The organism is Terriglobales bacterium, from assembly GCA_035567895.1.
Lineage (GTDB): Bacteria > Acidobacteriota > Terriglobia > Terriglobales > Acidobacteriaceae > Gp1-AA112.
Genome location: DATMPC010000012.1, coordinates 1 through 13,006, shown reverse-complemented (window position 1 = coordinate 13,006; position 13,006 = coordinate 1). Strand labels below are relative to the sequence as shown.

Here is a 13,006-nt window from a genome sequence, read left to right as displayed (position 1 = left end):
GTTGATGCGTGTCACTCTTCCCGTAGCAGTATCAAAGGATCGACCGAAAGAGCGCGCTGCGCTGGAATCCACGTAGCCAGCAGCCCCAGCAACGCCATCGCCAGGACAACCCCCGCTAATACCAGCGGGTCCCGGGGCGTTGCCGAATAGACGATGAAGGCCAGCACGCGGCTCGCAAGGATTCCAAGGAGCAGTCCTGCTGCGGAGCCAAGAGCGAGCAACTTGAATGCTCTTCCTAGCGCGCTCTGTAGCACTTCGTTACGCCGCGCGCCGAGAGCGATGCGAATTCCTAATTCTCGCAGGCGTTTGCTCACTGAGTATGCTGCCATTCCAAAGATGCCAGTGATCGCGAGCATAGCACCCATCACTCCCAACACGCCCAATGCCATCGTCGCCATGCGTGCGCCAAAGAGAATTGCGTCCAGCTCCTTGTACCTCGTTTGGATGTAAACCGGCAGTCCTGCATCCAGATCATGCAGAGTGGTCCTGATGGCTGGTCCCAATTGCAGGGGATCGCGGCTCGAGCGCACCACTAGCCATGTCGAACTCGTGGGAGCTTGCAAAATGGGAAAAAACATCGCAGGCGTTGGATTCTCGGTAAGGCTGTTATATTTTCCGTCTTCGACTATGCCTACGACTTGAATACGACTTCCGTCCCGCAGCTTGTAATATGCGCCGATCGCGTTCGTTACTGATCCGAACATCTTGCGCGCGAATTCCGGATTGATGACCGCGACCCTCGGGGCGTTCTGGTCATCGTGCCAGCTAATGGTTCGTCCCGACAGCAGAGAGGTGCCATCCGCTCGGAAGTAATCGGGAGATATGCTGAACATTGCGGCTTTAGTTGCGGCGTTTCCTGGCCGCAAATCTGTGGTTTTGTCGGCAAAGACAATCGCGAAGTTTGCACCATCACTTAAGGGAACCGAATCCGCGAGCCCAACCGACTCGACTCCGGGAATGGCCTGTAGAACCTCGATCATGCGCCGCTGCATTTTGCGAACGCCCTCGCCCCTGTAGCCGCCCATCATGAGATCTGTATCTACGAGCATTGCGTTCTCCGGATTGAATCCGAAATCGTTATGCAGCGAACGCACCAGGCCGCGCACCGCGACCATCGACGAGGTCACAAGCACCGCACAAATAGCAATCTGCACTACCAGCAGCAGATCGCGGACGGTAATCCGTTGTCCCACTATGGCACCGGAGCCCTTCACGATCTCATACGCATTGGTGCGCAGTATCTGCCGCACTGGGACTGCGCCGAAGAGGAAACCGCTGGCTAGTGCCAGCAACAGAGCGACGAGATAAACATTCGCGTCTGGGTTCACAGGCACCTGGATTGGCCAGTTGGCAAAGGGCCGCCACGCACTCAAACCGTGCAACAGCAGAACGCTGCCCCAAAGCCCGACGGCGCCTCCGATCAGGGAAATCAGCACGGCTTCAGTGAACACCTGCCGAAGAATGCGGGTGCGGCTCGATCCCAGCGCAAGCCGGAGGGCAACCTCGCGGGCACGGTCAGCCGCACGGGCTGCAAACAGACTTCCCAAATTGGCACATGCGGCCAGGAGAATCAGTCCTGCCAGCAGCATCAATCCCGCTAGAAAGCCTTGTACAGCCGGGCCAAGATAGTCGCCGTAAAAGCTTGGCTTAGCCAGCGAAAAGGTCATGTTGTTGTTGTCTTTGGGATAACTCTTTTCCAGATAGGAACCGACGGAGTTTAGATCTGCGATCGCCTGCGGCCGAGTCACTCCCGACTTCAGGTGTCCCATGACCATGAAAATCCAATGGACGCCGCGTTCATCCATCTGACTCAATCCATCTATTTGCTCCCGGTTCACTATCGGCACAAACAGGTCTGGATGGAAAAACATCAGTACCCCATGAAAATCAGGAGGCGCTACACCGAGAACGGTAAAGGGATGTTTACTCAGCTGAATGGTCCGGCCGACGACGCCGGAATCGTCGTGGAAATGAGTGTGCCAACACTCATAGCTCAGGACGGCATAGGGAGCGCTGTTCAAGCCATGCTCGTCGGAACCGTGGAATAACCGGCCCAGGTGGGGCTGAATGCCTAAAGCGTCGAAATAGTTCCCGCTCGTTTCAATTGCCCAGGAACGGTACGGATCCTTGCCGGTATCCAATCCCACCGCAGTGACATTCCAAGCTATTAAGCCATCGAAGCTACGATTGCGATCACGCAGATCGAGATAGTCGGGATACGAGAAATTGCCAGCCTTATCCTTACCTCGCTCGAGTTGGTAGAGGCTCTCCGCCTTAGGCACATTCAGCGGGTGCAGGATGAACGCATTGATTACGCTGAAAACAACTGCGTTCGCGCCGATTCCCAAGGCCAACGTTAGAACGGCGACAGTGAGGAATCCAGGAGACTTGCGCAACGCGCGGATGCTGACGCGGACGTCCTGTAGAAAAGTGTCGATAAAATTGCCGCCTACAGCCTCTTGGATTTCCTCCCTGAACCGCTCCCGAGCGCCGAACTCGATACGTGCGCGGCGTTCTGCCTCGGCACGACTCACGCCGGAACGCTCGAGATCATCCGCGCGATGCTGGATGTGCGAGCGAAGCTCCGCGTCCACGTCCTCGTCGAACTCAGAACGATGAAGAAGCTTCGCCGTGACAGAACGAAAATAGGCCAGGAGACTCATACTTCCTCCGGTTGGGCGGCCAGGGCAGAAGCGATAGCTCCGGCAAGGCGGTTCCACCCAGCAGTCTCCTCGCGCAGACGCTTGCGCCCCGCAGCCGTGAGCTCATAGAACTTGGCGCGACGATTGTTCTCCGACGTCCCCCAGCTTGCCTTCAAAAGGCCCTGCCGCACCAGACGGAACAATGCGGGATAAAGCGCTCCCTGCTCGATCGTTAGCGCCTGGCCTGAGATTTGGCCGATGCGGAGGAGAATTCCGTACCCATGAAGTGGACCCAGAGAAACAGTCTTCAAGATTAGGAGATCGAGAGTGCCAGGAAGAAGCTGCGCTTGGTCGGTCATACGTACTCCTAAGACGGTTAGGAGATTAACTCTGTCTCTCCTAAGCTGTCAAGGAGAATCAGTATGACCTGGAACAGACAGATTCTTACGTCACCAACACCTTTATGTCAGGGAAGCCCATCAGCTTGAGAATGAAATAGTTCACCGCCGCTTCCCCAGGATCATCGGAGTAGCAAACTAGCTCCGCATATCGCGGGACTCCAGCTTTGGCCAGGGTATTCCAGATGTCTTTCGCCGCTTTTGGCGTTCCGTCGGCATTCAGGAGGTCGGTATACGGGACATGCACAATTTTCCCGTCTTGGGATTTAGCAGGCACATCCTTTCCCGACGCAATGTACACCTTTGGGTAGATTCCGTGTGTACTCTTCGGGTCCGCGACTACTACGTCTCTGCGGAAATTCTCGGGATAGTTGTTGGGTGGAATTGATAGGTCGTGCGCTCCTTTCTTGGGAGCAACGACCGTTGCATCCTTTGTGACGTGTTGGCCACGCTCGGTCCACTTATCCATCGAATCGATGAAGAGAGATACTTTTTTCTGTCCCAGCTTCTCGAGCATTACGAATGCCAGGGCCGAATCTTTGGTCAACCCTGCGCCTGAAATGACAACCGCTTCGTCAGACGGATTGACTCCGGCTGGTCCCAAAATCTGAGCTAACTTAATGGGATTGCCGACATTGTTTTTGAATACGTCTCCAGGGATGTTGAGCGAAAAAGGAATATGTCCCTGATTGAACGCGGTAGCGGGCCGCACATCCACCAGGCTGATGGGTGCGCCCAGGTACATCCTTATCATCTGGCCGCTCCAAAACTGCAGCCACCCTGTTTCCCGCATCAAGTATGGAGCGTCGAATGTCCAGTAAGGAAGGCTTCTTTGATCGGATAGCCAGCCCAGTTCAGATTCAGGAAAAAGTTTCACTTTGGGATAATCCGCGATGAACTTCGCGGCGAAGAACGGCACGGTCGCGGCTACTCCGCCACCGCAATATGTATAGATCTGCTGTTCAGGCCTGACTCCCAGGTAGGTCAACATTTTCCTGACTTCTTCAGGTGATTTGAATGTCTTGTCCGGATTGTAAAAGTCCTGATAAGGCGCCAGGATGCCGTTCGGGATATGCCCGGCCCTGTCGAAGGGCGCGATAGTCCCAAAATGCCAGGCGGGCTCAAGTCCTTCTACTAAAGCGTTGTTGGCCGTGTCCCCGGATGCGGTAAGAACCTCGGGCAATCCTCCTCTCAACTCTTCCTTCAGTTTAGTGATCTTGAAAGTTCCGTTCTTCGGAGCAGCGGTGGGATCCTTCGTGACGGGCAATCCCTCCTTCTGCCACTTGAATAGCCCACCGTCCAGAACGAAGAGATTCTCTTCGGGAAAACCGCGATAATCGAGGTCGAAAAAGAGCCTCGTGGCCAAATGGTCGCCGCCCTTGTCGTACACCACGATCTTCTTCCCGGGACTAATCCCCCAGGCCTGGAATACCTGTTCCACTTTGGCGTCCGATACTCCCCCGAATCCGTAGGAGAAGAGGTCGTAGATGTTGGCGCTTAGCGCACTAGGGATGTGGTTTGCCGCGTAGGTCTCAGGCGACGCGTCGAGAATCACAACATCGGGATTCTTAAGATGTTTCGCAAGCCAGGTGACGTCGACAAGATTGCCTCGGACTCCTTCTTCCGCAGCCGCCTTCACAGGCTGGGCCAGCAGCAGGCAGCCTGCAATGGCAAGAAGGAAGCGGTACCGCGATACCTTTGACATGTTTACTCTCCTGTCGATTGATCGTTCGTTGGCAGATTCCCCCACCAGCGGTCGGTACTCGACTATCGGTGCTTGCATTCCTTAGACTTCGCCGCAGCGCAGGAATTAACAAGCAGCCAGGGTACCGAGTGACTCGCTGTAGACGCGTACGCGAACGGCAGTCCATCAGTTCCCTTTTCTTTGCCGCTCATGCTTTGGGCTCAGTCGCTGAGGGGCCGCAAAACCCCTGCCACCGTTGCCGGGCTCGTTCCCTCTCCTCGGGGGTCATGTGCTCCCAGCGCTCAGCCATTCGATCGCCCATGCGGCGGCGGAAATTGGAGGGACCGGAACCGTGCCATCCACATCCGCCGAAGAGAATCCTGCACAGCGCCAGAATTCCAAGCGCTTGCCAGAAGGTAATCTGGCGCCAGCCGAAGAGCGGTGGCAGCAGCCAATTCCACAAATGCATAACGATCTCGCCGCCGAGGTAGACAAATAGCGCCAATCCCAGAATAGCCACGGGAGCCATCCAGATCAGTTTCTTTTTTCCCCTGCTCATGTTTGTTCCTCAAGCTTTCCTAAGTTCGTCATAGATGCTTCGCAATCGCTCACGCAGATGCAGCACCGCATAGCGCTTGCGCGAGAGCAGCGTGTTCACGGTCACGCCGGTCTCGGCTGCGATCTCCTTAAAGCTGCGCCCTTCCAACTCGTGCGCAACAAATACCTCGCGCTGTTCCTTGGGCAGCTCCTCGAACGCCAGCGCGAGTTCATCGAGAAGCACGCTGCGGGCGAAAAGCGCCTCCGGTCCCGCATCGGGCGAAGGCAGCATGTCTTCGAGCTGTAGTTCGTCGTCCTCGTCGTGCGCAATGGCTGTATCGCTGAAGCTCTCCGGCTTCTTCTTGCGGAAGAGATCGGTGATGCGATTTCGCGCCACGCGAAACAGCCAGCCGGTGACGTGTTCGACCGGCATCAGCAGGCGGTTTGCTTCTACCAGTTCGTAGAAGACGTCCTGCAGAATGTCCTCAACATCGCGCGGGTCAGGCACGCGCCGGCGGATGAAGTTGCGCAACCGGGACTGCTCCCGGTTGACGACTTCGGAGATCCGCTCGTCCTGCTCGAGTGCCATGCGCTCCAGGCTCGCTGCGTACTTCACCTACGCTTGTAGACGAATGAGAAGGTGCGGATATTGTAGGGAAAGCGTTCCTCGGCTTGGCGCATGCCCAGCTAGGCCCTTCCAGGCCAGCGTGAATCCATCGATTCCCCGTTTTCCCTGCCTTAGGCTTGGCGCCGTCTTCCGCTCTAGACACTGTCATCCCTCACTCCGCAGCCGACCTGTTTATGGTGTCAATGATTTCAACGCGGAGTGGGGGATCTGCTGTCTTGCAGTCGGTGAGCGCACAAAAGCAGATTCCCCGCGTCCGCCGCGGCGGACGCGAGGGATGCCAGTGCATAAGGTTCGGGTTACTTGCGGAACGCGGCTAAGAGACAGACGGGACCGTTACTACTTCTCGCCAAGTGAGCGTCCTCCCGAAATAGGAAACACCTCGTCTTCACTAAGTTTCCCCCGCAACACCTTCGGAATGACATGCCGGGGGCGCCACCCGTCCGAAACCCGAAACGGGAACGACCGGGCCACCCGTCCTCGATGTTAAGGTGTTGGCACATTTTGATTCTCAAGTTTAGCCAGTTTTTCCCGCAGGCGTGCGGCTTCAGCGCGATACTTTGCCGCCTCAACATGGAACTTGACTGCACCGACGCTGCCCATGGCATTGAACATTTTGGCGATCGCATCGTTTTTCCCATTTCCGGTATGTTCGAGCTGGTCGGCGAGTTCATCCTGGTGCACAGCATCGGTCTCTAGTCCGGTAATGCGACTGCGCAGATCGCGGATGTCCGCCCAGTGCTGCGCCTGCGCGAGGGCAGGATCGTGAAGAACGATGCTGTTGGTACTTTCCAAACCGCCGCGTTCCTCCAAGTCGTCGGTTAAGGCCTGAAGGTTGTTCTTACCATGCATGCTGCCCTGGTTGGCAGAAAGACGGTACCAGGCCAACGCCTCCGCATCGCTTTGTTGCACGCCCTGCCCGAACTGATACATCCAGCCAAGCTGATTCTCCGCGGTACCATTCCCCTGATTGGCCGCTGAGTAATACCATGCCCTGGCCTGAGCATAATCGACCGGCACCCCAGTGCCATATTGGAACATGTAGCCGATGTTCTCCTTAGCCTCGCCGTTGCCATGTTGCGCACTCTTGGAATACCAGGACGATGCCTCGGAATAGCTCTGCGGTTGTCCCCAGCCTTTTTCTGCCATGTAGCCAAGCTGATTTTCGGCGTTCGAGCTGCCGTGGTCGGCGGCGCGGCGATACCAGACGAGAGCCTCAGCATAGTCGCGCTTGACGGCCGTTCCATTCTGGTAAAAGTAGCCGACTTCCTCTTCAGCATCGGCAAGATTCTGGTCCGCTGCCTTCTGGTACCATGCGAAGGCTTGCTTCAAATCATGCTTGACCGAGAGGCCGCTCTCGAACATGGCTGCCAGATTGAACTCGGCGAGCGCATAGCCCTGGTTCGCGGCCGACCGATAGTAAGCTGCGGCGCGTTTGTAATCGCGCTCTGCCCCCCACTTATGTTGATACATACTGCCCAGTTGATTCTGCGCGGGAGCAAAACCCTGGGCGGCAGACTTGTGATACCAGAGCAAGGCCTGGCCGTAGTCTAGGGGCACGTCGAGTCCGCGAAAATAACGATTCCCAAGAGCAAACTGTGCCTGGGCATTCCCCGCCGAGGCCTGCTGGCGAAGAGAAGAAAGATCAGAGTCCTGCGCCTGTGGCGGGGCAGGTGCTTGGGCAGCGACTGTTATAACCAGAGCGAATACGCAGAAGGCCGCCGCCCCGATTCGAAAGCTCATGGAGGTCTCTCCTTAGAGAGTCGTTACCAGAGCTTACCGCCGTCAAGGAACATTGCAAGATCTCTTAAGACCACGGACGCTTACCGTCAGGCTGAGACGGACGGGCGGCGCACCCTTCGCCATTGTCTTAGTTCGATGTTGGCATCCCAACCCAAGAGTCTCTGCTGCTCATCTCTTTCGAACATGAGCAACTTGCCTTTCCGACGTGACCCGATGAACCGCGGTATCTCTGAGCTGTCGTTGTTTCCGGTCACTGCACTATTTGGCGGCGGTGTTGTCATCGGGGGCTGGGTTCCGTGGGCTGAGCGGTCACGCCAAGCCGAGACCTGCCTGGAAGCAGCAGCTATCAGCAAGCCGTCCTTCATCTTTTTACAGTTCCGCTCCTGCTTGCGATATGCGCGAATGGCGCAGGCGCAAATCACATGCCCTCTACCCGCATTGGCAATGCACGAGAATCCCTGCGAGATGACGTATCCCGCGCAGGGCCGGAATTGCTCCAGGAAGTGCCGGACTTTTCTTTGGTCATAGGGGGGCCTCTATTTCAGCTCCTTCGCAAGGCTCGTCTCGAAGGGGAGGCCTTGGAGTGGGTGCACCGACGAATACTCGTAGCCATCGTGCTCACCTGGGTCCCGCTGCTGATTCTTTCCGCATTTGGGACTCGTGTCGGAGGCGCTGGACGAATCTCGTTCTTCCACGACGTTGAAGTGCACGCCCGATTTCTTGTAGCCCTGCCCGTTCTTATCCTCGCGGAGTTGCTTGCGCATATACGTCTACGTCCTGTCGTGCGCCGCTTTGTCGAATGGCGGATTGTGCTGCCGGAAGATATGCCGCGTTTTCGCAAGGCGATCGACTCTGCTCTGAAGATTCGCAACTCGGTGTACGTTGACCTTGCGCTTGTGGCCGCTGTTTATACGTTGGGGCTCTGGCTCTGGAATGACAGGATCGAACTTGGCGTCGCGACCTGGTATGCACTGCCCGGCGGAAGGTGGAATCTCACTCCGGCTGGGTACTGGTATGTGTTCGTGAGTCTCCCCCTGTTTCAGTTCGTCTTGTTGCGCTGGTACATGAGGCTTTTCATATGGTTTCGGTTTCTCTGGCAAGTGAATCGGATAAAGCTGAACCTTGTACCCACTCATCCTGATCGTTGCGGCGGATTGAGTTTCATTGGAAGGAGTTCCTACACGTACGCTCCGATCCTGTTTGCCCAAGGCGCGATTCTCGCCGGTGTTGTAGCTGACCGCGTCCTTTATCGTGGTGAAACCTTGCAGTCTTTCAAGATGCAGATCTTGGGTTTTGTCGCCTTCTGTATCGTCGTCGTTCTTGGACCGCTGTTGATGTTCAGTCTGCGGATGCTGCGTGCAAAAAGGAGCGGACTGGCCGATTACGGTTTGTTTGCGCAACGATACGTCGAAAGCTTCGATCACAAATGGGTGCGTGCTGCACATCCGTCAGACGAACTGCTCGGAACGGGAGATATTCAGTCCCTCGCTGACCTCGGAAATAGTTATCAGGTAATACGTGAAATGCGGATTGTTCCTTTTGGGCTAACCGACATTTCACGTCTGGCGGCCGCAGCGGCAGCTCCCTTGTCGCCGCTTCTTCTAACGATCTTCTCTTTTGAAGAACTCGTTGTTCGCGTTCTCAAGTTCGTATTTTGAGGATGAAACGGCTGCTCTTCGCCTGCTTCGCACTAGCCGTTGTCCACATCCCTCACTTGGCCTGCGCTCAGTTCACCGATCCTCGAAATTACAACAACACTCCCGTTGGCATGAACCAACTCAAGCTTGGCTATGTATACGCGCACGCCAACTCCTCGATCGATACTTCTGTCATTGTCACGGGTGCCAAATTGAATGCTCATCAGGGGACTCTCGATTACACACGCTATTTCGGCTTGCTTCATCGCCTGATGTGGCTGGAGGCGACTGTTCCTATCGCCGGCCTCAGTGGTTCAATTCCAGGCACGAACGTCCAGACCTCCACTACGGGCGCAGGAGACTCCAGCTATCAGGTGGCTATGTTGCTGAAAGGCGGTTCAGCGCTCAGCGTAGCGCAATTCGAAAACTACAAGCCGAGTACCACTGTGGGAGTGAGCTTCACCCTCACAGCACCTACGGGCTTGTACCATCCTGACAAGGTACTCAACCTCGGTTCCGATCGCTGGTCGTTCAAGCCTGAGGTCGGGATCGCGCATCCATTTGGGCCTGAGCAGAAATGGGAATTCGACGGATACGCGAACATCTACTTCTTCACCGACAACACTTCGTACCGTGGCCGTGAGGTCCTGCGGCAACACCCGCTACCAGGAGTTGAAGGACACATCAGCTATGCGTTTAACGACAACCTTTGGGCTTCCTTCGATACGCGCTACTCCTCTCGCGGCACTACGTTTCTCAACGGGGTCGATCAGAACAATCCACAACAGAATTTCCTGCTCGGAAGTGAAATGAATCTATCCTTTAATCCCCGAAACTCGCTGGTTTTTACATTCGCGAAGGCGCTGGTGCACAACAATGGTCCGGCGGTCGTCGGCTTCAGCGTGAGGTATGACTACATCTGGGGTAGGGGGTATAGGTAATGACTGTAGCTATTCGTCTTGTTGCTGTTCCGGGGTCCAGGAGTTGTCTGGATTGAAGAGCTCCATCTTGTGGAATTGATCGAGGGTATTTGGCCCAAGATCCTTCTCGTACACGACGCCGTCGTGACTGACGACGAAAGTCCTAACTCCAGTTACCGCGTACTTGGCTGGCGCAGCGACGAGGGCGAAGCCACCGATCATCACGCCCTTCACCACAAAGTCCATTCGTCCGAGCGGAGCAGCCGGACCTTGTCCCTTCAGGATTTTGAAGTAATAGCCGTGATACTCCGACCCGGTCTTGTAGCCCTGTTCGATCGCTTGAGCAATTTTTTCACCCACTGGACCACCCCATGTACCGTCGGAATTTTGCCAGGCTAGGCCGTCCTGTTTTCCGGGAGTGCTGATGATGCGCTGCGCGTACTGGTTCGCGTCGTAGCCCGCGCGCGGCTGCATGGCATAAGCGTGCTGTGCCTCCACGTAGCCGTCGCAAAGCTGAATTGCATCCAGCTCGTTTGCACCGATCCGGCGGTAGAGGAGTTCCTGGCGGCCGGCTTTTGCGTCGAACGACCATTTGCCCCCGCTCTTCACCAGCGGTGCGGGAAAGGGCCAGTCCTCATCGCCAACCAGAAGAAATGCGCGGTTTCCCGTCTTAGGATCTACTGAAATACTTTCCTTTTCTCGCGCCTGAGCGGCGAAGTCGGCAGCGTGCTGCTTGTCCCGGGGAGTTTCTCCAGTGAGGACAATGTCTTTGCCTTCGGGACCGAAGATCTTGGTTAATGTGTCGACGTCGAACTTCTCCGCTGCCGCTACCAGCGCATCTGCAGCTTGCTTTGGGGAAGCAAACTTTTCGGCTAAGGAAGCACTAGTGCGGGCGGCGGACGTTGCCTTCGGGGCGGCCTTTGGCTCGGCGGCGAAAGCCACCGGCAGCAACAGGCTCGCAGTAGTCGCGACAATGTAACCCAGTCGGGAGAGATTTGTGTGCGCAGATGCCGATCTCATTCTTGTGCTCCAGTCATTCCCATCCTGCAATCCACACTGACCTATCTGCGCCGTCCGCCGCCTCTGGAACCGCCACCGCTGAAGCCTCCGCCACCACGAGAACCAAAGCTGGAAGATCCGCGACTACTGCTGCTGCGCGCATTCGATCCGCTGTATCCCCTGGTGCCGCCGCCAAAGGCATCGCGGTTCTGGCCACCGCTGCGCGAGAGATCCCGGCTGCCGATGCGCTCCGGACTACCACCAAGACCGGAGCTACCAAAGCCACCACTGCTTCGGTTGCCGGCGCCATTACCTCCGCGACTGCCGAAGCTGCCTCCGCCGGCGCTACCACCTGCGCGATTGCCGGCGCCGGCGCCACCCCCCGACCGGGAGCTCGACAAGTTGCCGCCCTGGCGGCCCACCTGTTGACGCGCACTCGCCTGACGCCGGGAAAGTGAATCTCCGCGCGCCGTGCCACCAAACTTATCCGCAGTTGCTCGGTCCCGATATGGGGCACCGCCGCGATGTGAAGGATTGTGCTGCCACTTGCCACTTGCATTTGCGGGAAGCTGCGAAGCGCGATTGCCTCCAGCTCCGCCGAGATTGCCCCGGTTGCCGGCGTTTCCGCGACCACCGGAGGGCAGCTGCGATGGCCGGTTCCCACCGCCGATATTGTTGCGGTTGCCGCCGCCAATGTTCGAGTTGCGATTGAAATTATTGTTCCTGTTTATGGTGATGTCGTTGTTGCCGCCCCATCCGCATCCCCAGCCCCAGCCTCCACCCCAGAACGCGCCCATCATCACGCCGACTCCGAAGGAGAGCGCCATTCCTGCCGCGTAGTATCCAGCCGGCGGATAGTAGATTGGAGGATACGGATAGTAGTAGGGTGCTGCCCCCCATACAACGACCGGATCGTAGGAGGGCACATACACGACTTGCGGATTGGCCTGCTCGATTACGATTACTTCTTTCTTCTCGACGACTCTGGTTTCGACGACCTGTTGCTCGGTCGATTTCAGACTGCCCTTGTCCTTGGCCTTTTTCCGCATGCGCTGAACTGCATTCATCAGATCGTTCTGCTGTGCAAGAAAGGCATTGCCCAGGTCCGTGGTCCATTGAATGTCGTTCGCCAGCCTGTTTACCACGTCGGGAAGAGCTGCGAGCGCCTGGACGCTCGGGTCCCAAGGCTGTTTCGAGACGGCATCGGCCAGCGCTTTGTCCTTGAGATTCTTGTTCTTAGTTATCCACTGCTGGAGCTGGATCAATTCAAGAGGATAAGTGGACGCAGCCAGCACCTGGGCCAGCAATGGGTCGGGATAGAGAGCGATAGGCGCAACCAGTGAATCAAGCTGATCGGCGGGAATCGTGGCACGCTGACTTTGTGGCGCAGCCACTGGAGCTGCTGCAGATTGCAACGGATCGGCCAAGGTGTCTCCCGGCAGGAGAGCAATCGAACAGAGGATCGCCAGCGGAGATCGGAACGTCCAGCGCTCAGACCGCATAGCTCGTTCCTTCGGACTTCCGCAGAAACCTGTAAGGGAGCCCGTTCGATAACGTTGGCATTCTCCGTACAAGCTAGGTCAGATCACAGTGCCGATCATCTGGCAAAACTGACATGTCTTGCCCTTAGCTTGGCGAGGCACATCGTGAAGAAAAATGCTGTGCGCCCAGGTTTCCAAATCACTGTTCATTCACTGATCAGGGGGCTAACAGTGAATTAACAGCGAATTTATCAGTGAAAATAACAGTGAATGTTTTCCACCGCATAAAACCCGCATGAACACTGGGGCAAGCCCGAAGAGGCAGGGAACTTGCAGTGAA

The 13,006-nt window shown here is 56.6% G+C and carries 10 protein-coding genes; 2 read left to right on the top strand and 8 right to left on the bottom strand.

Going from position 1 to position 13,006, the window contains the following annotated elements:
- Positions 1 to 11 precede the first annotated feature (11 nt).
- The 6 genes from VNX88_03820 to VNX88_03795 all read right to left on the bottom strand — a co-directional run bounded on the left by VNX88_03820 (position 12) and on the right by VNX88_03795 (position 7,629).
- Positions 12 to 2,663: an ABC transporter permease gene (locus VNX88_03820; GenBank protein HWY67765.1), complete on the bottom strand. Its 2,652-nt coding sequence runs from the start codon at positions 2,661 to 2,663 to the stop codon at positions 12 to 14.
- Positions 2,660 to 3,001, bottom strand: coding sequence for a PadR family transcriptional regulator (locus VNX88_03815; GenBank protein ID HWY67764.1), 342 nt, complete (start codon positions 2,999 to 3,001; stop codon positions 2,660 to 2,662). Before VNX88_03815 ends, VNX88_03820 begins: the two co-directional genes overlap by 4 nt.
- An 85-nt stretch (positions 3,002 to 3,086) precedes the next feature.
- A complete protein-coding gene (locus VNX88_03810) occupies positions 3,087 to 4,745 on the bottom strand; it encodes a rhodanese-like domain-containing protein (GenBank protein ID HWY67763.1) in 1,659 nt (552 codons plus the stop codon).
- A gap of 187 nt (positions 4,746 to 4,932) precedes the next feature.
- Positions 4,933 to 5,283: a hypothetical protein gene (locus tag VNX88_03805; protein ID HWY67762.1), complete on the bottom strand. Its 351-nt coding sequence runs from the start codon at positions 5,281 to 5,283 to the stop codon at positions 4,933 to 4,935.
- Positions 5,284 to 5,292: 9 nt separating this feature from the next.
- Positions 5,293 to 5,877, bottom strand: a complete 585-nt coding sequence (locus VNX88_03800; GenBank protein ID HWY67761.1) for a sigma-70 family RNA polymerase sigma factor — start codon at positions 5,875 to 5,877, stop codon at positions 5,293 to 5,295.
- A gap of 495 nt (positions 5,878 to 6,372) precedes the next feature.
- The gene (locus VNX88_03795; GenBank protein HWY67760.1) at positions 6,373 to 7,629 is read right to left on the bottom strand and encodes a hypothetical protein; all 1,257 of its coding nucleotides are present in this window, start codon (positions 7,627 to 7,629) and stop codon (positions 6,373 to 6,375) included.
- Positions 7,630 to 8,051: 422 nt separating this feature from the next.
- Between VNX88_03795 and VNX88_03790 the strand changes: the two genes are divergently transcribed.
- Complete coding sequence (locus VNX88_03790) at positions 8,052 to 9,287, top strand: hypothetical protein (protein HWY67759.1); 1,236 nt, start codon at positions 8,052 to 8,054, stop codon at positions 9,285 to 9,287.
- A 2-nt stretch (positions 9,288 to 9,289) separates the two neighbouring features.
- Entirely contained in the window at positions 9,290 to 10,207 is a 918-nt protein-coding gene (locus tag VNX88_03785) for a transporter (GenBank protein HWY67758.1), read from the top strand.
- A 9-nt stretch (positions 10,208 to 10,216) separates the two neighbouring features.
- Here VNX88_03785 and VNX88_03780 read toward each other — a convergent pair whose 3' ends face one another.
- Positions 10,217 to 11,206 carry a DUF2950 domain-containing protein gene (locus VNX88_03780; protein ID HWY67757.1) on the bottom strand — a complete coding sequence of 330 codons (990 nt, stop codon included), beginning with the start codon at positions 11,204 to 11,206 and terminating at the stop codon, positions 10,217 to 10,219.
- A 41-nt stretch (positions 11,207 to 11,247) separates the two neighbouring features.
- Positions 11,248 to 12,687: a DUF3300 domain-containing protein gene (locus VNX88_03775; GenBank protein ID HWY67756.1), complete on the bottom strand. Its 1,440-nt coding sequence runs from the start codon at positions 12,685 to 12,687 to the stop codon at positions 11,248 to 11,250.
- Between the last annotated feature and the right edge of the window lie 319 nt (positions 12,688 to 13,006).

Bases quoted from the DNA above. Each gene is read 5' to 3' on its own strand.
- VNX88_03820 (HWY67765.1), bottom strand. From the start codon at position 2,663: ATGAGTCTCCTGGCCTATTTTCGTTCTGTCACGGCGAAGCTTCTTCAT.
- VNX88_03785 (HWY67758.1), top strand. From the start codon at position 9,290: ATGAAACGGCTGCTCTTCGCCTGCTTCGCACTAGCCGTTGTCCACATC.
- VNX88_03775 (HWY67756.1), bottom strand. From the start codon at position 12,687: ATGCGGTCTGAGCGCTGGACGTTCCGATCTCCGCTGGCGATCCTCTGT.
- VNX88_03780 (HWY67757.1), bottom strand. From the start codon at position 11,206: ATGAGATCGGCATCTGCGCACACAAATCTCTCCCGACTGGGTTACATT.
- VNX88_03805 (HWY67762.1), bottom strand. From the start codon at position 5,283: ATGAGCAGGGGAAAAAAGAAACTGATCTGGATGGCTCCCGTGGCTATT.
- VNX88_03795 (HWY67760.1), bottom strand. From the start codon at position 7,629: ATGAGCTTTCGAATCGGGGCGGCGGCCTTCTGCGTATTCGCTCTGGTT.
- VNX88_03815 (HWY67764.1), bottom strand. From the start codon at position 3,001: ATGACCGACCAAGCGCAGCTTCTTCCTGGCACTCTCGATCTCCTAATC.
- VNX88_03810 (HWY67763.1), bottom strand. From the start codon at position 4,745: ATGTCAAAGGTATCGCGGTACCGCTTCCTTCTTGCCATTGCAGGCTGC.
- VNX88_03790 (HWY67759.1), top strand. From the start codon at position 8,052: ATGCCCTCTACCCGCATTGGCAATGCACGAGAATCCCTGCGAGATGAC.